The sequence below is a fragment of the Streptomyces coffeae genome, assembly GCF_016741875.1.
Classification (GTDB): Bacteria; Actinomycetota; Actinomycetes; order Streptomycetales; family Streptomycetaceae; genus Streptomyces; species Streptomyces coffeae.
Genome location: NZ_JAERRF010000026.1, coordinates 65,325 through 87,343, shown reverse-complemented (window position 1 = coordinate 87,343; position 22,019 = coordinate 65,325). Strand labels below are relative to the sequence as shown.

19 protein-coding genes, 2 pseudogenes and 1 riboswitch are annotated in these 22,019 nt (G+C 72.4%); of the genes and pseudogenes, 5 read left to right on the top strand and 16 right to left on the bottom strand.

Annotation, left to right across the window (positions count from 1 at the left end):
• Positions 1-38: 38 nt before the first annotated feature.
• A pseudogene (locus JK363_RS32300) lies at positions 39-222 on the bottom strand (helix-turn-helix domain-containing protein); the annotation flags it as partial.
• Positions 223-437: 215 nt separating this feature from the next.
• Here JK363_RS32300 and JK363_RS32295 point away from each other — a divergent pair.
• The 4 genes from JK363_RS32295 to JK363_RS32280 all read left to right on the top strand — a co-directional run bounded on the left by JK363_RS32295 (position 438) and on the right by JK363_RS32280 (position 5,363).
• On the top strand, positions 438-2,075 hold the full coding sequence (locus JK363_RS32295) for a thiamine pyrophosphate-binding protein (protein ID WP_201880761.1): 1,638 nt from the start codon (positions 438-440) through the stop codon (positions 2,073-2,075).
• Between the two features lie 143 nt (positions 2,076-2,218).
• On the top strand, positions 2,219-2,950 hold the full coding sequence (locus JK363_RS32290) for an ABC transporter ATP-binding protein (protein ID WP_201880759.1): 732 nt from the start codon (positions 2,219-2,221) through the stop codon (positions 2,948-2,950).
• Positions 2,932-4,167: a hypothetical protein gene (locus tag JK363_RS32285; RefSeq protein WP_201880755.1), complete on the top strand. Its 1,236-nt coding sequence runs from the start codon at positions 2,932-2,934 to the stop codon at positions 4,165-4,167. Before JK363_RS32290 ends, JK363_RS32285 begins: the two co-directional genes overlap by 19 nt.
• 77 nt (positions 4,168-4,244) lie before the next feature.
• Positions 4,245-5,363 carry an LOG family protein gene (locus tag JK363_RS32280; protein ID WP_201880753.1) on the top strand — a complete coding sequence of 373 codons (1,119 nt, stop codon included), beginning with the start codon at positions 4,245-4,247 and terminating at the stop codon, positions 5,361-5,363.
• 8 nt (positions 5,364-5,371) lie between these two features.
• Here JK363_RS32280 and JK363_RS32275 read toward each other — a convergent pair whose 3' ends face one another.
• From JK363_RS32275 to rpsB, 9 genes are all read right to left on the bottom strand, one after another.
• Positions 5,372-6,421: an ABC transporter ATP-binding protein gene (locus JK363_RS32275; protein WP_201880751.1), complete on the bottom strand. Its 1,050-nt coding sequence runs from the start codon at positions 6,419-6,421 to the stop codon at positions 5,372-5,374.
• Entirely contained in the window at positions 6,422-8,050 is a 1,629-nt protein-coding gene (locus tag JK363_RS32270; RefSeq protein WP_201880815.1) for an ABC transporter permease, read from the bottom strand. It lies immediately after the preceding gene.
• Positions 8,051-8,121: 71 nt separating this feature from the next.
• Entirely contained in the window at positions 8,122-9,195 is a 1,074-nt protein-coding gene (locus JK363_RS32265; RefSeq protein WP_201880749.1) for a thiamine ABC transporter substrate-binding protein, read from the bottom strand.
• Positions 9,191-9,295: riboswitch (TPP riboswitch) on the bottom strand. (Overlaps the previous gene by 5 nt.)
• 51 nt (positions 9,296-9,346) lie before the next feature.
• On the bottom strand, positions 9,347-10,453 hold the full coding sequence (gene rlmN / locus JK363_RS32260) for a dual-specificity RNA methyltransferase RlmN (protein ID WP_201880747.1): 1,107 nt from the start codon (positions 10,451-10,453) through the stop codon (positions 9,347-9,349).
• 72 nt (positions 10,454-10,525) lie between these two features.
• Positions 10,526-11,704: a phosphatidate cytidylyltransferase gene (locus JK363_RS32255; protein ID WP_201880745.1), complete on the bottom strand. Its 1,179-nt coding sequence runs from the start codon at positions 11,702-11,704 to the stop codon at positions 10,526-10,528.
• Positions 11,704-12,261, bottom strand: a complete 558-nt coding sequence (gene frr, locus JK363_RS32250; RefSeq protein WP_176180391.1) for a ribosome recycling factor — start codon at positions 12,259-12,261, stop codon at positions 11,704-11,706. The genes JK363_RS32255 and frr overlap by 1 nt, the downstream gene beginning before the upstream one ends.
• Positions 12,262-12,365: 104 nt before the next feature.
• The gene (gene pyrH / locus JK363_RS32245) at positions 12,366-13,148 is read right to left on the bottom strand and encodes a UMP kinase (RefSeq protein WP_201880743.1); all 783 of its coding nucleotides are present in this window, start codon (positions 13,146-13,148) and stop codon (positions 12,366-12,368) included.
• A 155-nt stretch (positions 13,149-13,303) separates the two neighbouring features.
• Positions 13,304-14,140 carry a translation elongation factor Ts gene (gene tsf / locus JK363_RS32240; protein ID WP_201880741.1) on the bottom strand — a complete coding sequence of 279 codons (837 nt, stop codon included), beginning with the start codon at positions 14,138-14,140 and terminating at the stop codon, positions 13,304-13,306.
• Positions 14,141-14,254: 114 nt separating this feature from the next.
• A complete protein-coding gene (gene rpsB / locus JK363_RS32235) occupies positions 14,255-15,181 on the bottom strand; it encodes a 30S ribosomal protein S2 (protein ID WP_201880739.1) in 927 nt (308 codons plus the stop codon).
• A 313-nt stretch (positions 15,182-15,494) separates the two neighbouring features.
• On the opposite strand from rpsB, the pseudogene JK363_RS32230 reads away from it, so the two are divergent.
• A pseudogene (locus tag JK363_RS32230) lies at positions 15,495-16,049 on the top strand (peptidoglycan DD-metalloendopeptidase family protein); the annotation flags it as partial.
• Between the two features lie 627 nt (positions 16,050-16,676).
• On the opposite strand, the gene JK363_RS32225 reads toward JK363_RS32230, so the two are convergent.
• The 6 genes from JK363_RS32225 to JK363_RS32200 form a co-directional block, all read right to left on the bottom strand.
• Entirely contained in the window at positions 16,677-17,219 is a 543-nt protein-coding gene (locus tag JK363_RS32225; RefSeq protein ID WP_201880813.1) for a TetR/AcrR family transcriptional regulator, read from the bottom strand.
• A 93-nt stretch (positions 17,220-17,312) separates the two neighbouring features.
• Positions 17,313-18,146 (bottom strand): RNA polymerase sigma factor WhiG, encoded by an 834-nt coding sequence (gene whiG, locus JK363_RS32220; protein ID WP_201880737.1) that lies wholly within the window; start codon positions 18,144-18,146, stop codon positions 17,313-17,315.
• Between the two features lie 129 nt (positions 18,147-18,275).
• Positions 18,276-19,598 carry a DNA-processing protein DprA gene (gene dprA, locus JK363_RS32215; protein WP_201880735.1) on the bottom strand — a complete coding sequence of 441 codons (1,323 nt, stop codon included), beginning with the start codon at positions 19,596-19,598 and terminating at the stop codon, positions 18,276-18,278.
• Complete coding sequence (locus JK363_RS32210) at positions 19,598-21,223, bottom strand: YifB family Mg chelatase-like AAA ATPase (protein ID WP_201880728.1); 1,626 nt, start codon at positions 21,221-21,223, stop codon at positions 19,598-19,600. Before JK363_RS32210 ends, dprA begins: the two co-directional genes overlap by 1 nt.
• Entirely contained in the window at positions 21,223-21,582 is a 360-nt protein-coding gene (locus tag JK363_RS32205; protein ID WP_201880726.1) for a YraN family protein, read from the bottom strand. The genes JK363_RS32210 and JK363_RS32205 overlap by 1 nt, the downstream gene beginning before the upstream one ends.
• 92 nt (positions 21,583-21,674) lie before the next feature.
• On the bottom strand, positions 21,675-21,983 hold the full coding sequence (locus JK363_RS32200) for a DUF2469 domain-containing protein (protein WP_176180398.1): 309 nt from the start codon (positions 21,981-21,983) through the stop codon (positions 21,675-21,677).
• Positions 21,984-22,019: the final 36 nt, after the last annotated feature.

Here is a 22,019-nt window from a genome sequence, read left to right as displayed (position 1 = left end):
CGGCCACCCCTGAGTGAGGGCCTCACCCCCGAGGGCTCTCACCGCCACTTGAGCACGAACCACAACTCCATACGGACGTCCGCGTCGGCCAGGTCCACCCCCAAACAGGGCCGCGACGCGGGCGATCCGCTGCCGGACCGTATTGCGGTGGACCTCCGGGGCCACCGCGGTACGGTCCCAGCTGTATGCAGCGACAGCCACACCCGGCAGCGTCTCCGGCAGCGCGGGTGACGCTGACCGTGGCGTACCACGTCCTGGTCGGCGGGTTGCTGCTGCCGTCCTGGGCGGGCTGCTGTGGAAGCGCGGCACCGCGCGGGCGCGCCGGCCTCGGTCGGTGTCGGCAGAATGACGGTCATCGGGCTGATGGCGTGTCCCGGCCGACGAGCTCACCGCCCCGGCCACCGCGTAACCGTCCCTGCGAAAGGCGGCTTCCCCCCATGCACACCCCACCGCGGACGCGTCACGGCGGCGATCTCGTCGTGGAATCCCTCACCGCGCTCGGCGCGACCACCGTCTTCGGACTTCCCGGACAGCACGCGCTCGGGGCGTTCGACGCGCTGCGCCGCTCGGGGCTGGCGTACGTGGGGCTGCGGGTGGAGAACAACGCGGGCTTCGCCGCGGACGCGTTCGCCCGGGTCACCGGGTCGGTCGCGCCGCTGCTGGTCTCCACCGGGCCCGGCGCGCTGATGACGCTCGCCGCCCTCCAGGAGGCCGCCGCCGCCTCGGCTCCCGTGCTGGCGGTCGGCAGCCAGGTGCCGACCGCCGGACTCGGCGGCGGACGCAAGGGCTATCTGCATGAACTGACCGACCAGCAGGCGTCGTTCCGCGATGTGGTGAAGTCCGTGCACACCGTTCGCGCGGTCTCCCAGATCCCCTCGGCGCTGGCCGCGGCGTGGGCGTCGGCGCTGGAGGCACCGGCCGGTCCGGTGTGGCTGGAGATCCCGCAGGACGTGCTGCTCGCGCCGGTGTCCGTCCCCCCGGTGACCACGCTGCGCGCCGAGCCCCGGCCACTGCCGCCCCGGCCCGAACTGATCACGCACACCGCGGAGTTGCTGCGGGACGCCGAACGGCCGGTGATCCTGGCCGGAGGCGGGGTGGTGCGCTCCGGGGCGCAGGAGGAACTACGCGCGCTGGCCGAGCGGCTGGACGCGCCGGTGGCCACCACCTTCGGCGGAAAGGGCGCGTTCCCCTGGGACCATCCGCTGTCCCTCCAGTCCTGGCTGGAGGACCGGCACACCACCGACTTCCTCGAGGACGCCGACGTCCTGCTGGTCGTCGGCTCCGGACTCGGCGAACTCTCCTCCAACTACCACACGTTCCGGCCGCGCGGCCGTCTCGTCCAGATCGAGGCCGACCTCGGCAAGCTGGAGGCCAACCACCCGGGCTTGGGTATCCACGCCGACGCGCGCGCGGCGCTGTCCGGCCTCGTCGACGCGGTCCCGGCCCGTCCCGCGGGGACGGCCGCGAAGGGCGCGGCACAGCTGCTGGCCCGGGTGCGGGAGCGGATCGACGGCCAGGGCCTGGAGCTGGAGCAGCGGGTCCTCGCGGCGGTGCGCGAGGCGCTGCCCGACGACTCCCCCAGCTTCTGGGACATGACGATCCTCGCCTACTGGGCCTGGTCCGCCTTCGACCCGCGCGCGGGCGCCCTGCACTCGGCGCAGGGCGCGGGCGGTCTCGGTTACGGCTTCCCCGCCGCCCTCGGGGCCGCCACCGCGGACCGGACCCGCCCGGTGCTGGCGGTCTCGGGGGACGGCGGGGCGATGTACTCGATCGCCGAACTGGCCACGGCCCGTCAGCACGACCTGCCGGTCACCTGGCTGATCGTGGACGACGGCGGCTACGGCATCCTGCGCACCTATATGACGGACGCCTTCGGCGAGGCGGCCGGCACCGAGCTGGCCCGGCCCGACTTCGTGGCGCTCGCCGCGTCGTTCGGCGTCCCGGCGGTCCGTACCACATCCGCGCGGCTGGCCGAGGACCTGAGCGCCGCGCTGGCCGCCCCGGGACCGTCGGTCGTCGTACTGCCCGCGCAACTGCGCATGTTCGCCCCCACCCACCTCGCGGGCCAGGGCTGATCGGAGGAAATGGGCCCCGCCCGGCGCCGAGCCTGGGCGCGGGCCCCCCACCGAGTCCTTACCGTGCCAGTGACCCATTGGCTCCGCGCTCGTTCACCCAACCGGGGGAACGAGACGATCGCAGGTAAGGCGAGGTGCTCTGGATGGTGGCTCCGCCGGACAACGATGATGTGCTCTGGGCACGCACCCTGTCGTATGCCTACGGCGGTTCGCCCGCCCTCCTCGGTGTCTCCATCGGCGCGCGGAAGGGGGAGATCCTGGCCGTCACCGGACCGCGCGGCTGCGGAAAGACCACCTTGCTGCGCTGTCTGTCGGGCCAGCTCGTCCCGGACCACGGCGAGGTGTGCTTCGACGGCGTCGCCGTGCACAGCCTCCCCGCGCTCGACCGCGAGCGGCTGCGGTGCGAGCGCTTCGGCTGGATCGGCACCGAGCCCCAGCTCGTCCCCGAGCTCACCTCCTGGGAGAACGCGGCGCTGCCGCTGCTGCTGCGCGGCACCGCGCGGCGCACCGCCAAGACCGCCGCCCGCGAATGGCTGGACCGGCTGGACGTCGGCGAATGCGCCCGGGTACGCCCGGCCGGTCTGGTGCAGGCGCAGCGCCAGCGGATCGCCATCGCCCGCGCGCTGGCCGCCACCCCCGGAGTGCTCTTCGCCGACGAGCCCACCGCGCCGCTGCACCGCGCCGACCGCGCCCAGGTGCTGCGCACCCTCACCTCGGCGGCGCGCTCGCACGGCATCACCGTCATCCTGGCCACCCACGACGAGGAGGTGGCCACCCTCGCCGACCGTACGGTCGCGCTGCTGGACGGCCGCCGGGTGGGCTCGGCCCCCGCCTCCGAGGAGGAGGGCAGGGCGGCGTGCTCAGTCTCCGCCTAGCCCGCGGTTCCCGTCCGGCCGTCCTGCTGCGCCGCGCGCTGGTCGTGCTCGCCGCCGCGGGCGCGAGCTTCCTGCTGCTGTGCGCCCTCGGGTTCGCGGCGGGGCATCCCACCGAGCCCCGGAGCGGGGTGGCGCGGCTGGTGTGGTGCGTGGTGCCGCTGGCCGCCACCGTCCATCTGACCGTGGCCGTCGCCCGCGCCGACCCCGGCGCCCGGCCCTCGTCCGGACTCTCCGCGGTGGGTCTGGGCCCGGCCCGCTCGGCGCTGCTCACGGCCACCGGGGCGGCGTTGTCCTGCGCTGCCGGAGCCGGTCTCGCGCTGCTGGCCTTCCTCCATCTGCGCGGCGGACTCAGCGGCTCCTGGCTGTTGTGGGCGGGCAGCGGGTCGGCGGGCCGGGAGCTCGGCGCCGGGCGGCCGCTGCCGCTGGCCGGTGCGATCACGTTGGTGGCGCTGGTCCCGGTGGTCGCGGGTGCGGTGTGCGCCGCGGTGCTGTGGCCGCGCCGGACCGGTGACGGGCGGACCGTCGCCGATGCCCGGCCGGGCGGCACCCCGACGGTCGCCACCGGCGCGGTCGGGCCCCGGCCGGACCGGACGGCCTCCGGTCTGCCGTGGGGCATCGCCCTGACGGCGGCCGGGCTGGCCCTGGAGGCATACGCGGGCAGCGGCGCGGCCCCCCGCCATGACGCCCTGTTCCATCTGCCGGGCCGACTCGGCGACACCCCGCCCGGTGTGGTGGGCGGCTGGGCGCTGACCATGGCCGGACTGGTGCTGGCCGGACCGGGTCTGACCCATCTGTGCGGCTGGCTGCTGGCCGTGGGGCGGCCGGGCGCGCTGCGGCTGCTGGCCGGACGCGTCCTCCAGCAGGAGGCCGGACTGATCGGCCGCCCGGTCGGGGTGCTGTGCGCCATCGCCGCCTCCTCGTACGCCGTGGCGCGGCTGGACGGCACCGGCTCCGGCCGCTCCGGGGACCAGTTGCTCGGTCCGCTCACCGTTCTGGGTGCGGCGCTGGTCGTGGTGTGCGCCGTGGCCACCACCCTCACCGCGGCGCTGGAGGCGCGGGACGCGAGGCGGCGCACCACCGACGCCCTGCTGCGCCTCGGGGCTCCGTCCCGTCTGCTGCGGGGTGCCGCCGCGGTGCGCGCGGCGGCCCTGGTGGCGCTGCTGTCCCCGCTGACCTGGGTGGTGGCGCATCTCACCACGATGCCGGTCGGCCACTGAGGCGGGTCGGCCGCTGAGGCGGAGAAGGACCGGTTGCGGAGGAGGACCGTCCACCGCGGTGTGATTAGCATGTCGCGATGCAGACCGATGACGCTTCCTCCACCGCGCCCGACCGGGAGATCGAATCCCTCGAGGAGTTCGACCAGGTCGTGGCGCGCGGCACGCTGGCAGGTTTCCGGGTCCAGTCCGTCGACCTGACGGACCGCACCTCCGCGCTGCTCTCCACCGACACCGCGGAGGCCGTCTTCCTGGGCTGTCCGATGGACCCCGAGGCCGCGGCGAAGGCGCGGGCCGGGGGCGCGCTGGTCTTCCCGCCGGTGCCGGACCTGCCGTTCGACCCCTACCGCGGCACGCTCTACTCCCCGGCCGAGCTGTTCGAGGGCCTGGCCACGGTGGGCTACGAGCGGACGCCGGACGCACTGTCCTACGCCTGGTTCCAGCGGACGAAGACGGACGGCGACATCTTCGGCTCGATGCTGCGCGCCGTCCACGACGACGCGGTCTCCGACGCGCTCGACGAACTCCTCACCGGCGCCCCGGTGGTGGGCGTCATGGGCGGCCACGCACTGGAGCGCGGGACCGACGGCTACGCGGGTGCCGCCCGGCTCGGCCGCACCCTGGCGCGGGCGGGGCTGACGGTCGCCACCGGCGGCGGTCCGGGTGCCATGGAGGCGGCGAACCTGGGTGCCTACGCGGCGCCGTTCACGGACCCGATGCTGGACGAGGCCCTGGAACTCCTCGCCAAGGCGCCCTCGTTCAGCCCGTCCATCGGTGCCTGGGCCGAGATCGCGTTCACGGTGCGGGAGCGCTGGCCGGACGGCGGCACCTCGGTCGGCATCCCCACCTGGTTCTACGGCCACGAGCCGCCGAACGCGTTCGCCTCGCACATCGCGAAGTACTTCGCCAACGCCACCCGGGAGGACGGCCTGCTGGCGCGGTCCACCGCGGGCGTGGTCTTCCTGCCGGGCGCGGCCGGGACGGTGCAGGAGATCTTCGACAACGCGACGCCGAACTACTACGAGTCGCGCGGTGAGCCGACCCCGATGGTGCTCGTGGACCGCGACCACTGGACCCGGCGGCTGCCGACCTGGCCCCTGCTGGAGGCGCTCGCCGAGGGCCGTTCCATGAAGTCCCGGATCGCGCTGGTGGATTCGGTGGACGAGGCGCCGGCCGCGCTGGCCTCCCTGCGGGGCTGAGGCGGCCGTCAGATGGCTGGGCGGCCGTCCGGTTCCAGCACCACCACATCCGCCGCGTCGAAGGCCGCCCCGACCCGCTCCCCCGTCTCAGGGGCGTCGCGCAGCGCACAGGACGCCTCCAGGCGGGGGGCGCCGCTGTCGGACGGCCGGAGGATGAGCGCCACATGGTCGCCGCGGAAGGTGCGCGCGGCCACCGTGCACTCCAGCCCGTCCCGGGGCTCCGTCAGCCGCACCCCGGCCGGGCGGACCAGCAGTCGGCACGGGCCGGGCCGGGTGCCGGGCGGTACGGGCAGCTTGCCCCAGGGGGTGTCGGCCACGGTGCCGTGCACGGTCGCCCCGACCACGTTGTCGAAGCCGAGGAAGCGGGCGACGAACTCGCTCGCGGGCCGCTGCCACACCTCCAGCGGGGTGCCGCTCTGCGCGATCCGGCCGCGGTCCATCACCACCACCCGGTCCGCGAGCGCGAACGCCTCCCCCTGGTCGTGGGTGACCGCCAGCACCGTGGTGCCCAACCGGCCGAAAAGCTCCCGCAGTTCGACCACCAGCCGCTCCCGCAGCCCGCGGTCGAGCTGGCCCAGCGGCTCGTCGAGCATCAGCAGCCGGGGCCGCGGGGCCAGGGCGCGGGCCAGCGCCACCCGCTGCTGCTCACCGCCGGACAGCGAGTCGACGGCGCGCCGCTGGGCGCCGGGCAGCCCGACCAGGTCCAGCAGTTCGGCGACGGTGCGCTCGGTCTCCGTACGCCCCGCCCCGCGCATCCGCAGCCCGAAGGCGACATTGCCGCCCACGTCCCGCTGCGGGAAGAGCTGGTGGTCCTGGAACATCAAGCCCACCCCGCGCCGGTGGGCCGGGACACCGGTCTGGTCGCGACCCGCGAGCCAGACCCGGCCCGCGTCGGCGCGCTGGAGCCCGGCCACCACCCGCAGCAGGGTGGACTTGCCGCTGCCGCTCGGCCCCAGCACACACACCGTCCGGTGCTCGGCGACCTCCAGGTCCACCGCGTCCAGGGCGTCATGGCGGCCGAACCTGACCGATACCCCGTCACAGCGCAGCAGCGTCATTCAGAACTCCCCGGAACGGTCGGTGCGGATGCGCTCCAGCGCCACCAGGGACGCGGCGCAGACCAGCATCAGGATCGTGCTCAGGGCCATCGCCTGCCCATAGCTGAGCTCACCGGCGCGGCCCAGGAAGCGGGCGACGGCCACCGGCAGGGTCGGGTGGTCGGGCCGGGCGATGAACACCGTGGCCCCGAACTCGCCCAGCGACACGGCGAACGCGAAGCCCGCGGCCACCGCCAGCGCCCGCCCCACCAGTGGCAGATCCACCTCCCGCCAGACCCGCAGCGGGGAGGCGCCCAGCACGGCCGCGGCCTCGCGCAGCCGGTGGTCCACCGCCCGCAGCACCGGCAGCATGGTCCGGACGACGAACGGCACGCCCACCAGGGCCTGGGCCAGCGGCACCAGGATCCAGGAGGCGCGCAGATCCAGCGGGGGCTCGTCCAGGGCGATGAGGAAGCCGAAGCCGACGGTGACGGCGGAGGTGCCCAGCGGGAGCATCAGCAGCGCGTCGAAGCCCCGCACCAGCCTGCCCGCCCGCCGGGTGAGGGCGGCCGCCGCGAGGCCGCCCACGACCAGGGCGATGACGGTGGCGACGACCGCGTACCGCAGGGAGTTCCCGACGGCCTCCAGCGGGGCCACGAAGAAGGTGCCACCGCTGTCGGCGGCCGACTGGAGCGCCCGGTAGTAGGTGAACCCGTAGCCGTCGGGCCCGTTGAGCGAGCGCTCCACCAGCACCGCGAGCGGGGTCACGATCAGCAGCGCGGCGACGGCCAGCACACTCCCCAGCAGCGTCCACTGCGCGGGCCCCTGGGGGCGGCGCGCGGTGCGGGCGGGGTCGACCAGCCGCAGGGCGCTCTCCCGGCGCCGTACGGTCCACGCGTGCAGGGCCAGGACGCCTCCGACCGCCGCGAACTGGACGAGGGTGAGCACCGCGGCGGTCGGCAGGTCGAGCAGCTGCGCGGTCTCCCGGTAGATCGCCACCTCCAAGGTGGCGTAGCGCGGACCGCCGAGGATCTGCACCACCCCGAAGGAGGTGAAGGTGAAGAGGAAGACCATCAGGGCGGCGGCGGCCACGGCGGGCGCCAGTGCGGGCAGGGTGACCCGCCGCCAGGCGCCCAGGCGGCTCGCGCCGAGCATCCGCGCGGCTTCCTCCTGGCGCGGGTCGAGCTGGGCCCACAGCCCGCCCACGGTCCGTACCACCACCGCGTAGTTGAAGAAGACATGGGCGAGGAGGATCGCCCAGACCGAGGTGTCCAGCCGCACTCCCCACAGCTCGTCCAGCAGTCCGCCGCGGCCCAGCAGCGCCAGGAACGCCGAGCCGACAACAACGGTCGGCAGCACGAAGGGCACGGTGACCACCGCGCGGAGCAGTCCCTTGCCGGGAAAGGCGAAGCGGGCGAAGACATAGGCGCCGGGCAGGGCGATCGCCAGGGTCAGCGTGGTGGAGGCGGCGGCCTGCCAGCCGGTGAACCACAGGATGTCCAGGACCGCCGGGTCGCTCACCACCTCCGGGATCCGGCCGAATTGCCAGTGGCCGTCGGCGCGCAGTCCCCGGGCGACAATGGCGGCCACCGGATAGGCGAAGAAGATCCCGAAGAACGCCAGGGGGACGGCCATCAGAGCCAGCCGCAGCGCCGCACCGCGCGGATCGCGCCGCCGGGACCCCGCGCCCTTCTTCTCGGTGGTCTCCGTGGAGCGTGTCCCTACAGGACGAGTGAGGACCATGCCTTGACCCACGGCTCACGGTTCTTGGCAATCTTCTGCGGGGAGAGGGTGGCCGAGTCGGCGATCTTCACTCCGTACCGGGTGAAGAGCTCGGGCAGTTCGACGTCCTCGCGCGCGGGGTTGACGTACATGTTCAGCGGAACGTCCGCCTGGAACCTCTTGCTGAGCAAGAAGTCCAGCAGCGCCTTGCCGCCCTTCGGGTTGGACGCGCCGTTCAGCAGCCCGGCGAATTCCACCTGCCGGAAACAGGTTCCCGTGGCCACCCCGGTCGGCGCCTTCTTGGGCTTGGTCTTCAGCTCCGCCACCCCGGCGGGCGGGCTGGAGGCGTAGGAGACGACGAGCGGCTTGTCGCCCTTGCCCCCCGCGCCGGAGAAGCGGTCGAAGTACGCCTGCTCCCAGCCGTCGACGACCTCGACCCCGTTGGCCCGCAGCTTCTTCCAGTAGCCCTTCCAACCGTCGTCGCCGTACTTGGCGGCCGTGCCGAGGAGGAAACCGAGACCGGGAGAGGAGGTCGCCGCGTTCTCGGTCACGAGCAGGTTCTTGTAGGCGGGCTTGGTGAGGTCCTCGTAGGTCCGGGGCGGCGCCAACTTCTTGTCGGCGAAGTACTTTCGGTCGTAGTTGACGCAGACGTCGCCGTAGTCGACGGGGGTGACGCGGTGTTTGCCGGCGTCCAGCTGGAGCGCGGCCGGGACCTTGTCCAGGCCCTTCGCCCGGTGCGGCGTGAACAGGTCGTTGTCGAGCGCGCGGGAGAGCAGGGTGTTGTCGACGCCGAAGAAGACATCGCCCTGCGGATGGCCCTTGGACAGGATGGCCTGGTTGACGGCCGAGCCCGCGTCCCCGCCGGTCTGCGTACGCACCGTGTAGCCGGTCTTCTCGGTGAACTCCTTGAGCACTGCCTTGGAGACCGCGAAGGAGTCGTGCGAGACCAGGGTCACGGTCTTGGAGTCCGCTCCGCCGGAGCCCTTCGAGTCCTCCCCGCAGCCCGCGAGGGCCATGAGGCCGAGCGAACCAAGGAGGGCGGTGCCGATGGCACGCCGGAGGTGGCTGTTCATGCTGATGCTGACTCCCTACGCCGGTATGACCCGGATCAGGTCCGAGGGTCTGCGGCCGTGCCGCACTCTCAGCGCCCTGAGCGCTCCCCTGTCGGAATGTTCATTTGTACGACGGTGCGATGTTTCGCGAAGGCACCGTATCAGCCGTCGTTCAGCGCTCCGTGGCCGCCAGCTGCCCGCAGGCTCCGTCGATCTCCTGCCCCCGGGTGTCCCGGACGGTCACCGGCACACCGTGCGCCTCCAGGGCCGCCACGAACGCCTTCTCGTCCTCGGGGCGGGAGGCCGTCCACTTGGAGCCGGGCGTCGGGTTGAGCGGGATGAGGTTGACATGCACCCGGCGGCCCTTGAGCAGCCGCCCGAGCAGATCGGCCCGCCATGCCTGGTCGTTGATGTCCTTGATCAGGGCGTACTCGATGGAGATCCGGCGGCCGGACTTCTCCGCGTACTCCCATGCGGCGTCCAGGACTTCGCGGACCTTCCAGCGGGTGTTGACCGGGACGAGGGTGTCGCGCAGCTCGTCGTCGGGGGCGTGCAGGGAGACCGCGAGACGGCACTTGAAGCCCTCGTCGGCGAACCGCAGCATCGCGGGAACCAGCCCGACGGTGGAGACGGTGATCCCGCGCTGGGACAGGCCGAGACCGTCCGGCTCGGGGTCGGTGAGCCTGCGGATGGCGCCGACGACCCGGTTGTAGTTGGCCAGCGGCTCGCCCATGCCCATGAAGACGATGTTGGACAGCCGGGCCGGGCCGCCGGGGATCTCACCGTCCCGCAGAGCCCGCATCCCGTCCACGATCTGGTGGACGATCTCGGCGGTGGACAGATTGCGGTCCAGACCCGCCTGGCCGGTGGCGCAGAACGGGCAGTTCATCCCGCAGCCCGCCTGTGAGCTGATGCACATGGTGACCCGGTCCGGGTAGCGCATCAGCACGGACTCCACGAGCGTGCCGTCGAAGAGCCGCCACAGGGTCTTGCGGGTCGTGTCGTTGTCACAGCTGATGTGACGCACCACGCTCATCAGGTCCGGAAGCAGCCCGCCCGCCAGCTTCTCGCGCGCGGCGGCGGGGATGTCCGTCCACTGGGCCGGGTCTTCGGTGTACCGCGCGAAGTAGTGGCGCGACACCTGACCGGCCCGGAAGGGCTTCTCCCCCAGCGCCGCGACGGCCTCGCGGCGCTCGGCGGGGGTGAGGTCGGCGAGGTGCCGCGGGGGCTTCTTGGCTCCGCGCGGCGCGACGAAAGTGAGTTCTCCGGGCTTAGGCATGGTTCACCCAGTGTCGCAGACGTACGAACGGCCCCGCGCCGCCCGGGGCGCGGGGCCGATCGGCGGACTGGGTCAGCCTCCGCCGACGAAGATCACCATCAGTAGCCACACCACCGGCGCGGTGGGCAGCAGCGAGTCCAGCCGGTCCATGATCCCGCCGTGGCCGGGCAGCAGCTTGCCCATGTCCTTGATGCCCAGATCACGCTTGATCATGGATTCGCCGAGGTCACCGAGGGTGGCGCTGACCGCGACGGCGAGGCCGAGCAGCAGCCCCTGCCACCACGCGCCGCCGTCGATGAGGAACTGCATGCACAGCGCGCCCGCGACCATGGCGAACGCCACCGCGCCCATCAGCCCTTCACGGGTCTTCCCCGGGCTGATCCGCGGCGCCAGCGGATGCTTGCCGAACCGCCAGCCGACCGCGTACGCGCCGGTGTCGCTGACCACGGTCAGCAGCAGGAAGGTGAGCACCCGCCACGCGCCGTCCTCGGTGTCGAGCATGAGGGCCACGAAGGTGGCGAGGAACGGCACGTAGAAGGCGGCGAAGACCCCGGCCGTGACATCCCTGAGGTAGTTGTCCGGCGGCTCGGTCATCCGCCAGACCAGCACCGCGAGTGCCGTGAGCGCCACCGCCACCCAGGCGCCCTGGGCGCCGCGCACATATCCCGCGACGACCATGCCCACGCCGCCGACGGCGAGCGGCGCGAGGGGCACCCGGATGTCCTTGCGCTCGGCCAGCCGCGAGGTCAGCTCCCAGAGCCCGACGACCACCGCGACCGCTATCACGCCGATGAACACCGGCTTGTAGATGAAGAGCGAGGCCACGATGATCACACCGAGGCCGACGCCCACCCCTATCGCGGCACGCAGATTCCGCCCCGCGCTCTTCTTCTTCGACTGCCCGCCGCCGGTGCTCCGCGCGCTGTCGGAGCGCGCCGGCTCGGGCACGGGGTCGGAAGGCGTCGGAGGGCGCCCGGCGGACTGCCGGGGGCCGGGCCGCTGCTCCCGCTCATCACGGAAGAGAGGACCGCCCAGTCCAGCGGCCCCCCGGTCACGGTCGGCGGCATCGCCGGGTTCGCCGCCTGCGTGCGGCACGGTGGGCATGGGGCGAGTGTGCGCCGCTTCGCCCACCTCGTGCGCGGGACCCGCCGAAGAAGGGGGCACCTCCCAGCCGTAGCCGGGGGAGGTGCCCTGATCGGCGGGTCCCCAGAGTCCGGCGCGCGGCGGGGCCCCCCAGGAAGAGTCGTTCATCAGACCTCGAGCAGCTCGGCTTCCTTGTGCTTGAGCAGCTCATCCACCTGCGCGACATACTTCGCGGTGGTGTCGTCGAGCTCCTTCTCGGCGCGCCGCCCCTCGTCCTCGCCGACCTCGCCGTCCTTGATCAGCTTGTCGATGGACTCCTTGGCCTTGCGACGGACGCTGCGGATCGAGATCTTCGCGTCCTCGCCCTTGCCCTTGGCGACCTTGATGAACTCCTTGCGGCGCTGCTCGGTGAGCTCCGGGAACACCACTCGGATGATGTTGCCGTCATTGCTGGGGTTGACGCCCAGGTCGGAGTCACGGATCGCCTGCTCGATGTTGCGCAGCGCGCTCTTGTCGAACGGGGTCACCACGGCCATCCGCGGCTCCGGCACCGAGAACGACGCCAGCTGGTTGATCGGCGTCAGCGCACCGTAGTAGTCCGCCACAATCTTGTTGAACATCGCCGGGTGCGCACGCCCGGTGCGGATCGCGGCGAAGTCCTCCTTGGCGACCACAACGGCCTTCTCCATCTTCTCCTCGGCCTCGAGGAGGATCTCTTCGATCACCACTTGCTCCTGGTGTTATCCGTAGGCAGAGCCTCGCCCCTGCGTGCGTCTTCTCCTGCACGGTGTCCGACCGGCAGGCCGTTGTCCATCCCCCGTTCGAGCCGTCAGGCCCGGGAGCCCTGGCCGCTCACGAGCGTGCCGATCTTCTCACCCTTCACCGCACGTGCGATGTTGCCTTCGGCGAGGAGCTCGAACACGAGGATCGGCAGCTTGTTGTCCCGGCACAGGGTGATCGCGGTGGCGTCGGCGACCTTGAGGTCGCGGGTGATCACCTCGCCGTACTCCAAGGCGTCGAACTTCACCGCGTCCGGATTGCGGGCCGGGTCGGAGTCATAGACCCCGTCCACCCCGTTCTTACCCATGAGCAGGGCCTCGGCATCAATCTCCAGGGCGCGCTGGGCGGCGGTGGTGTCGGTGGAGAAGTACGGCATGCCCATGCCCGCGCCGAAGATGACCACGCGCCCCTTCTCCAGGTGGCGCACCGCACGCAGCGGAATGTACGGCTCCGCGACCTGGCCCATGGTGATGGCGGTCTGGACGCGGGAGTCGATGCCCTCCTTCTCCAGGAAGTCCTGGAGCGCCAGGCAGTTCATGACCGTGCCGAGCATGCCCATGTAGTCCGAGCGCGCCCGGTCCATTCCGCGCTGCTGGAGCTCTGCCCCGCGGAAGAAGTTGCCGCCGCCGATGACGATGGCGATCTGCGCGCCGTCCCGGACCACGGCGGCGACCTCGCGGGCGATGGCGTGCACGACGTCGGGGTCGACACCGAGTCCCCCGCCCCCGGCGAACGCCTCGCCTGACAGCTTCAGCAGGAACCGGCCATGTGGGGCTGTGCCGCGCGCGTGCTTGTCGTCGGCGGCCTGTTTGGCGTCCGCGCCCTGATTCATTGGAGATCTCCTCGTGCACATACGAAGAAGGCCATTGCCGGGTGGGTCCTGGTACGACCTCTGCGGCAATGGCCTCCTCGTCACATCTGCGGCCGACCGGTCGACGGTTGGCTGCCTACGACCCTATCGGGGTCGCCGGTCATTCGCTGCTCGGCTCAGACGCCGACGCGGAAACGGGCGAAGCGCTTGAGCGAGACACCGGCCTCGTCCAGAACCTTCTGGACGGTCTTCTTGTTGTCCTTGGCGAACGGCTGGTCCACCAGCACATTCTCCTTGAAGAAGCCGGTGACGCGACCCTCGACGATCTTCGGCAGGGCGGCCTCGGGCTTGCCCTCCTCCCGCGCGGTGGCCTCGGCGACCCGGCGCTCGTTCTCGACCGTCTCGGCGGAGATGGCGTCGCGGCTGAGGAACTTCGGCGCGAAAGCGGCGATGTGCTGCGCGACGTCCTTGGCGACCTCGGCGTTCTCCTTGTCCAGCTCGACCAGGACGCCGACCTGCGGCGGCAGGTCCGGGCTGGTGCGGTGCATGTACGCGGCGACGTAGCCGCCGGAGAACTGCGCGAAGCGGTCGAGGACGATCTTCTCACCGAGGGTGGCGTTGGCCTCGTCCACGAACGCCTGGACGGTCTTGCCGGACTCGATCTCGGAGGCGAGCAGCGTCTCCAGGTCGGCCGGGGAGGTCTTGGCGACGTGCGCGGCGATGGCGTCGGCGACGGCGACGAACTTGTCGCCCTTGGCCACGAAGTCGGTCTCGCACTTCAGCTCGACCAGCACGCCGGAGGACTTGTCGTCGGCGATCAGGGAGACGACGGCACCGTTCTCGGCGCTGCGGCTCTCGCGCTTGGCCACGCCCTTCTGGCCCTTGACGCGCAGAATCTCGACGGCCTTGTCGACGTTGCCCTCGGCCTCGTCCAGCGCCTTCTTGCAGTCCATCATGCCGGCGCCGGTCAGCTCACGGAGCTTCTTGACGTCAGCGGCGGTGAAGTTCGCCATGATCTGTGAATCTCTTCTCGAAAAGTCGAATCGCGAAAGTCGAAAGCTCTACGGGGGAACGGCGGGGGCGGCGCCTGCGCACCGTCCCCCGCCGTCATACACCGTTCTGCGTGGTCAGCCCTGCTCGGCGCCCGCGGCCGGGGCCTCGGCGGGCTCCTCGGCCGGCTTCTCACCGGCGTCCTCGGCCGGCTTCTCAGCGGCGTCCTCGGCCGGCTTCTCAGCAGCGGTCTCGGCCGGCTTGGCGGCCTCGGGCTCGTCGGCCTTCTTCTCACCCTCGAGCAGGTCGCGCTCCCACTCGGCCAGCGGCTCGCCCGCGGCCTTGTCGGCCTTCTCGTCACCGGTGGCGACGCCGGAGCGGGCGATCAGGCCCTCGGCGACGGCGTCGGCGATCACGCGGGTGAGCAGGGTGACGGAGCGGATCGCGTCGTCGTTGCCCGGGATCTTGTAGTCGACCTCGTCGGGGTCGCAGTTGGTGTCGAGGATCGCGACGACCGGGATCCGGAGCTTGCGCGCCTCACCGACGGCGATGTGCTCCTTCTTGGTGTCCACGATCCAGACGGCGCTCGGCACCTTCTGCATCTCACGGATACCGCCGAGGGTCTTCTCCAGCTTGGCCTTCTCACGGGAGAGGACCAGGAGCTCCTTCTTGGTGAGGCCGGAGGCGGCCACATCCTCGAAGTCGATCTGCTCGAGCTCCTTCAGGCGCTGCAGACGCTTGTAGACGGTCGAGAAGTTGGTGAGCATGCCGCCCAGCCAGCGCTGGTTGACGTACGGCATGCCGACGCGGGTCGCCTGCTCGGCGATGGCCTCCTGCGCCTGCTTCTTCGTGCCGACGAACATGATGGAGCCGCCGTGGGCGACGGTCTCCTTGACGAACTCGTAGGCGCGGTCGATGTACGACAGCGACTGGAGCAGGTCGATGATGTAGATGCCGTTGCGCTCGGTGAAGATGAAGCGCTTCATCTTCGGGTTCCAGCGGCGGGTCTGGTGCCCGAAGTGGACGCCGCTCTCCAGCAGCTCCCGCATCGTGACGACGGCCATGGCCGTACTCCTTGAGGTACTCGGTTCCGCGGTGACCGGGCGGCCGCCGCGCCTGACGCCCCGGCGCGCCTGCCAGGGACGGGGCCTTGAAGGGCTCGTCCGAGGACCGAGGGGCGCGGCCGCCGTGCTGTCCGATGCGAGATCGGGGCACCGGTGGCGGGGCGTGCGAAGTCGATCCGGTGACCCGGATCGCCATAAGAAGTGTACGGGACCGGTGCGGTGCCGGGTGACGGCGATATCCACAACCGGTGAGTAGTACCCAGAATCCTTCCATGATCCACCCGATCCGGCGTCTCGGGCCACGGTGGGATCCATGCGAAGGCTTCTGATGTGGTGGGTGCTTGCCCTGTGCGTCCTGACGTTATGGCTCCCGACGGCGACCTGCCCGGGGGTGGCGCAGGGGGCGGAGCCGGGGCCGGGGCCAGTGACGGAACCGGGGCACGGGTCGGGAGCGGCCGTGCTCGCCGGGGTGTCCGGCGCGAGCCGAGCCGACCGCGGTCGTGCGGTTCCGGCGGACCACGGCCCAGGGCGTGGCACCCCGGGCGGGCGGTCGTGGCCGGTGGACGGTGGGCCGGGGGCGGCGCGGCCCACCGTGCTGAGGGGCTGGCGGCCGCCTACGGTGCCATGGGCCGCCGGCCACCGAGGGGTCGATCTCGCGGCGCGCGCCGGGCAGCGGGTGCGGGCAGCGGCCGCGGGGCGGGTGACCTTCGCCGGTCCGGTCGCGGGGCGCGAGGTGCTCACCATCGAGCTGTCCGGGACCGGCACCCCTCCTCTGCGCACGACCTACGAGCCGGTGCGCGCCCTGGTGGACAAGGGCGACCGGGTCTCGGCCGGGCAGGTGGTCGGGGTGATGCGGCCGGGGCCCTTCCACTGTCCGGCGGGCTGTCTGCACTGGGGGCTGCGCCGTGGGGACCGCTATCTCGACCCGCTGTCGCTGCTGCCGCTCCGGATGCTCCGTGGCGGCCCCTCCCGGCTCCTCCCGGTGTTCGGTGTTCCCGATACCCCGGCACCCGCCGCGGCGCTCTCCCCCGCCGGATGGGCCGACCTCGCCCCGGCCATCGTCCTGGCCGCCGCCTCGGCCTGGGCGCACGCCCGTCTGCGATCCGGCGCTGTCGGCGGGGCGGGACACGCGCGCCGGTACGGCCCGGCCCGGCGTGGAAGGCGCGGGCGGCCGCACCCGGACGACGGAGACCGGTACGCCCGGCCCGGCCCGGGGTCACAGTGGTGCGCAACCGGCACGGTATGGATGACCGGCGGCCATGCCCACGGCCGAGGGGCGACCGACACGGCGCGCGGAGCCGGGGCGCAACCGTCGGCGGCGTCCATCAACAGGCGCAGCGCCAACGGCCGGCGAACGGTCGGCATGGTGCGCAGAGCCGGGGCGCGACCCAGGTGGCGCGCCCCGGCGTGCGCCAACAGCGACAGGACCGAAGGAAGGAGCGCGCCCCACATGATGGGGCGCGGTGGGGGGGCGGGCCGCCGGGGCCCGCGGGAGTCAGCGGCGGGTAACGCCGGTGAGGGCCATGGCAACCGCGGCCTCCGTGATCCCCTCGGGATCCTCGGCCGCTCCGAGCTCGATACGGCGGACCGCCGCGTCCACCACGCCCTGGAGGAGCACGGCCGTCAGCCGCGGCTGCTGATGACCCAGGGCGCTGAGGGCCTCGACCACCATGGCGATCAGCCCGCCGTGCGCGGCCCGGATCTTCTCCCGTGCTCCCGCGTCCAGCTCACCGGCCGAGATCGCCACCACGGCCCGGTGGCGGCGGTCGCCGACGAGAGCCAGCTGTCGGCGCACATATGCCTCGATCTTCGCCTCGGGTGTGTCGGCCCGCTCCATGGCGGCCTCGACCTCGGCGGCCCAGACCGGGAAGTCGACGGCGCACAGTTCCTCGACCACGGCCGCCCGGGAGCGGAAGTACTCGTAGACGGAGGACCGCGCGAGGCCCGTGCGCTCGGCGAGGGCGGGGAAGGTCAGCGCCTCCGTACCGCCCTCGGACAGCAGGGAGCGGGCGGCCTCCAGCAGGGCGCCGCGCTGCATCGTCCGGTGCTCGGCCACTGAGGCCGCTCGAATCCTGGGCACCCGACCACTGTACGAAAAAGGCCACCGCGGGGGCGATGGCGGAGGGACGATTCAGCGTCCGACATCGGCGAGTTTCGCCCGCAGCTGGAGCACCGACTTGGTGTGGATCTGGCTGACCCGGCTCTCGGTGACCCCGAGGACCTGGCCGATCTCGGCGAGGGTGAGCCCTTCGTAGTAGTAGAGGGTGACCACGGTCTTCTCACGCTCGGGGAGGGTGTTGATGGCTCGGGCGAGCAGTCTGCGCAGCTCCCGGTCCTCGGCCACCTCGACCGGATTGTCCGCAGCGGTGTCCTCGAGGGTGTCCATGAGGCTGAGCCGGTCGCCGCCTTCGCCGCCGACATGCAACAGCTCTTCGAGGGCGACCACATTGGCCAGGGACAACTGGCTGAAGACCCCGTGCAGTTCATCCAGGCCGATGCTCATCTCGGCGGCCACCTCGGCCTCCGTGGGGGTGCGCCGCAGCGCCGCCTCCAGCGTGGCGTACGCCCGCTCGACGGCCCTGGCCTTCTGGCGGACCGAGCGCGGGATCCAGTCCAGCGCTCTCAGCTCGTCGATCATCGCGCCCCGGATCCGGGTGATCGCATAGGTCTCGAACTTGATGGAGCGCTCGGGGTCGAACTTCTCGATGGCGTCGATGAGTCCGAACACGCCGGACGAGACGAAGTCCGCCTGCTCGACGTTGGAGGGCAGTCCGACGCTGACCCGCCCGGCCACATATTTCACCAGGGGCGAGTAGTGGAGGATCAGCTGCTCCCGCAGCCGGCCGTCGCCCGTGGTCTTGTACGACCGCCACAGCTCATCGAGCGATGACGGTGCGGCCGGCCGCACCGCGCCGTGGGCAGCGGTCGGCGCCGCGCGGTCAGACCCGGAGATGTGCTGGGGCATTCGTCGCCTTGAGCCGTTCTGCCATGACATGGGTGGGGACGTGCGCTTCCGCCGGAAACCCTGTGAGCGTAGCGTGATCGGGCCATCGCGGTATGCGAAGGACGTCGGCTCGGCGGTGTGCGGATACGGTCATCGCCTCAACCCTTTCACCCGATTGCCCCGATTCGGGGGACCGCCTCGCCGTGCACCGCCGTTCCGGCGCGCCGGAGGGACCAACTCCCAGCGATCGCCACGGCGTTCGACGAATCCCAGGGCGAGCAGCTCATAGAGCCGGCTCAGGGTCTCGTCGCAGCCGGACCCGGCTTCCCGGGCCACCTCCCGCAGGTCATTGCCACCCTGTGCCGACAACGCTTCCAGGACCCGTGCCGTCACGGGATCGAGCAGGTCCCGCTCGACGAGCGGCCCCCGCCGCTCCGGGGCGAGCTCTCCGATGCCGCCGACCAGTTCGGCCACCTCATCGGCGTCGGTGACCACCACGGCCTCGCCGCGCAGCAGTTCATGCACCCCGGCGGAGAGCCCACTGGTGACCGGGCCGGGCACACCCATGGTGAAGCGGCCGAGCTCCTGGGCCCGGCGCGCGGTGACCAGCGACCCGCTGCGGTACTGGGCCTCGACGACCACCGTGCCCCGGGTCAGCGCGGCGATGACCCGGTTGCGGAGCACAAAACGGCTGCGGGTCGGATGCGCCCCGGGCGACAACTCGGCCACCACCAGACCCTGTTCCGCGATGCGCTCGATCAACTCGGTATGACCCCGCGGATAGGGGACATCCACCCCGGAAGCCAGCACGGCGATGGTGGCGCCGCCCGCCGCGAGCGCCCCGCGGTGCGCCGCGCCGTCCACCCCGTGGGCCGCCCCGGAGACCACCACCCAGCCACGCTCGACGAGCCCGGCGGCGAGCGTCGCGGCGACATGGGCGCCGTACTCGCTACAGGCACGGGCGCCCACCACGGCGACCGAGGCCAGCGCCCACATCCGCAGTGACGCCCGGCCGCGCACCCATAACCCGACCGGGCGAGCGTCCCCGAGGTCGTCGAGCTGACCAGGCCACTCCAGGTCCCCCGGGCACAGGAACCGCACGCCCCGCCCGGCGGCCCCAACAAGGTCCGCCGCCGGGTCCAGACCGGCGGCCCGCAGCGCGCATCCGGCCAGCCGCTCCCGGCTCGCCCCGGGCGGCGGTGCGCCCTGCCCGCTGAGCGCCCGGCGCAGCGCCACCGGACCCATCCGCCGCAGCCAGCGCCCCACTGTCTCGTCGCCGGGCTCCACCAGCCGGGTGAGCGCCGCGCGCGCCAGCCGCTCTTCCTCCTCACCGGCCCCCCGGCGACCGTCCGGCTCCGGCCCGTCCCACGCGCCAAGGCCCTCCCCCGGGCCCGGATCGTCCCCCGCTCCCGGATCGGGATCGACTCTCGGCCCCGGGCGGGGCGGGCCGCCGTGGCTCGGGGGCACGGCCATCAGTGCTCCCCCGCCCCGACCGGCACACCACGGCTGACCGCGGTGCGCAGCTGAAGGGCCCTGGCGACATCCGGCGCCAGGGGCCGGTCATGGCCGGCCAGATCGGCGACGGTCCAGGCGACCCGCAGCACGCGGTCCAGGCCGCGGGCGGTGAGCAGTCCGCGCTCCATGTCCCGCTCGGCCTCGCGGAGCGCCCCGGAGCAGGGCTGCCACCGGGTGCGCAGCTCATGCCCCGGAACCTCGCTGTTGAGCCGCCAAGGGGTGTCCGCGAGCCGGGCCGCGGCGCGCTTCCGGGCCTCGTACACCCGGGCGGCGACCGACGCGGTGCTCTCCGCCAGGCCGCGCGCCCCGGTCAACTCGGCCCGGGTGACCGCCTCGACATGGACCCGCAGGTCCACGCGGTCCAGCAGCGGCCCCGACAGCCGCGCCTGATAGCGGCGCACCATCACCGGTGTGCATTCGCAGCCCTCGCCCACCATGGCATGGCGCCCGCAGGGGCAGGGATTGGCGGCCAGCATCAGCAGGAAGCGCGCGGGCATCCGCATCATGCCTCCGGAGCGGGCCACCACCACATGGCCCGATTCCAGCGGCTGCCGCAGCGCGTCCAGGACCCGGCCGCTGAATTCCGGGGCCTCGTCGAGGAACAGCACCCCCCGGTGGGCCAGCGAGACCGCGCCGGGCCGGGGCAGGCCGTTGCCCCCGCCGACGAGGGCGGCCATGGTCGCCGAATGGTGGGGGGCGCAGTACGGCGGGGTGTCCACCAGGGGCTGACCGGGCGGCAGCACCCCGGCCACCGAGTGGACCGCGGTGACCTCCAGGGCCTCCTGCCGAGTGAGCGGTGGCAGCAGACCGGGAAGCCGCTCGGCGAGCATCGTCTTGCCCGCCCCCGGCGGACCGACGAGGAACAGATGGTGCCCTCCCGCGGCCGCGACCTCCAAGGCGCCCCGCGCGGCCCGCTGCCCGGCGACATCGGCCAGATCAGGACCGCCCGCACCGCTCCCCGGCCCCGCGGCCACCCCGGTGCCCATGCCCGCGCCCGGCACGGTGAGCCCGGCCAGCAGCGGATCGGGCCGCCCCGGCTCCGGTGGCTCCTGATCCTCCTCGGGCACCGGCTCGTCCGTCAGCACCGCGATCAGCTGGCGCAGACTCCGCACCCCGAGCACGGAGACCCCGGGGACGAGCGCTGCCTCGGCCGCCGTCTGCTCCGGGACGACGACCTGCTGATAGCCCGCTTCGGAGGCCGCGAGCACCGCGGGCAGCACTCCACGCACCGGGCGGACCCGGCCGTCAAGACCCAACTCCCCGATCATCATCAGATCGGCGATCTGCCGTGGGTCGATCCGCTCGGCCGCGGCCAGCACCGCGCAGGCCACGGCCAGATCGAAGCCGCTGCCGCCCTTGGGGACGGACGCCGGGCTCAGCCCCACCGTGAGCTTCTTCTGCGGCCATGCGGACCCTGAGTTCACCACGGCCGCGCGGACCCGGTCCCGGCTCTCCACCAGGCTCTTGTCCGGCAGCCCGACCAGGGTGAAGGCGGCGACCCCGGGCTCCAGATCGGCCTGGACCTCGACCACGACCCCCTCGACCCCGACCAGGGCCACCGAACAGGTGCGGGCGAATCCCATCAGGCCACCCCCCGCACATGCTCGACGACGGGCGCGCCCCGGTCCGGCAGCACCACACCGACCAGATCGATCCGCACCCCGCCGGGCGGTGGGCCGCCGTGCCGCTCCAGCCAGCGCTCCGCCAGCAGTCTCAGCCGCTCGGTCTTGACCGGTCCGACGGCGGCCATCGGGTGCTCATAGGACCCCCCGCGGCGCGTCTTGACCTCGCACACCACCAGCGCGCCGGCGTCGAGCGCGACGATGTCGATCTCGCCGTCCCGGCACCGCCAATTGCGCTCCAGGACGGTCATCCCCGCCTCGGCCAGCCGTCGGACCGCCACATCCTCGCCGTAACGGCCCAGTGCCCCTCGGGCGTTCATCGGCACCACCTCCGGTACCGACTGTGACGCCTCGGTCACGCACTATGGGATCTTGGAGGATTTCTGTGGACCGGCGATCACTTGTGGATAACTCAGCCACTCGGAAGGTCGAGGTCGCTCTTGTTCAGCTCCTCGATATTCACGTCCTTGAACGTCAGAACACGTACCTGCTTCACGAAGCGGGCCGGGCGGTACATGTCCCAGACCCAGGCGTCGGCCATCGACACCTCGAAGAAGACCTCACCCTGGACCGAGTGCACCTGCATCTCGTACTGGTTGGTCAGATAGAAGCGGCGCTCGGTCTCGATCACGTATTTGAACAGACCGACGACATCGCGGTACTCCCGGTAGAGCTTCAGCTCCATCTCGGTCTCGTACTTCTCGAGGTCCTCGGCGCTCATGGCATGTTCCCCTTCAGCCGTGCGTCCCCCCATTGT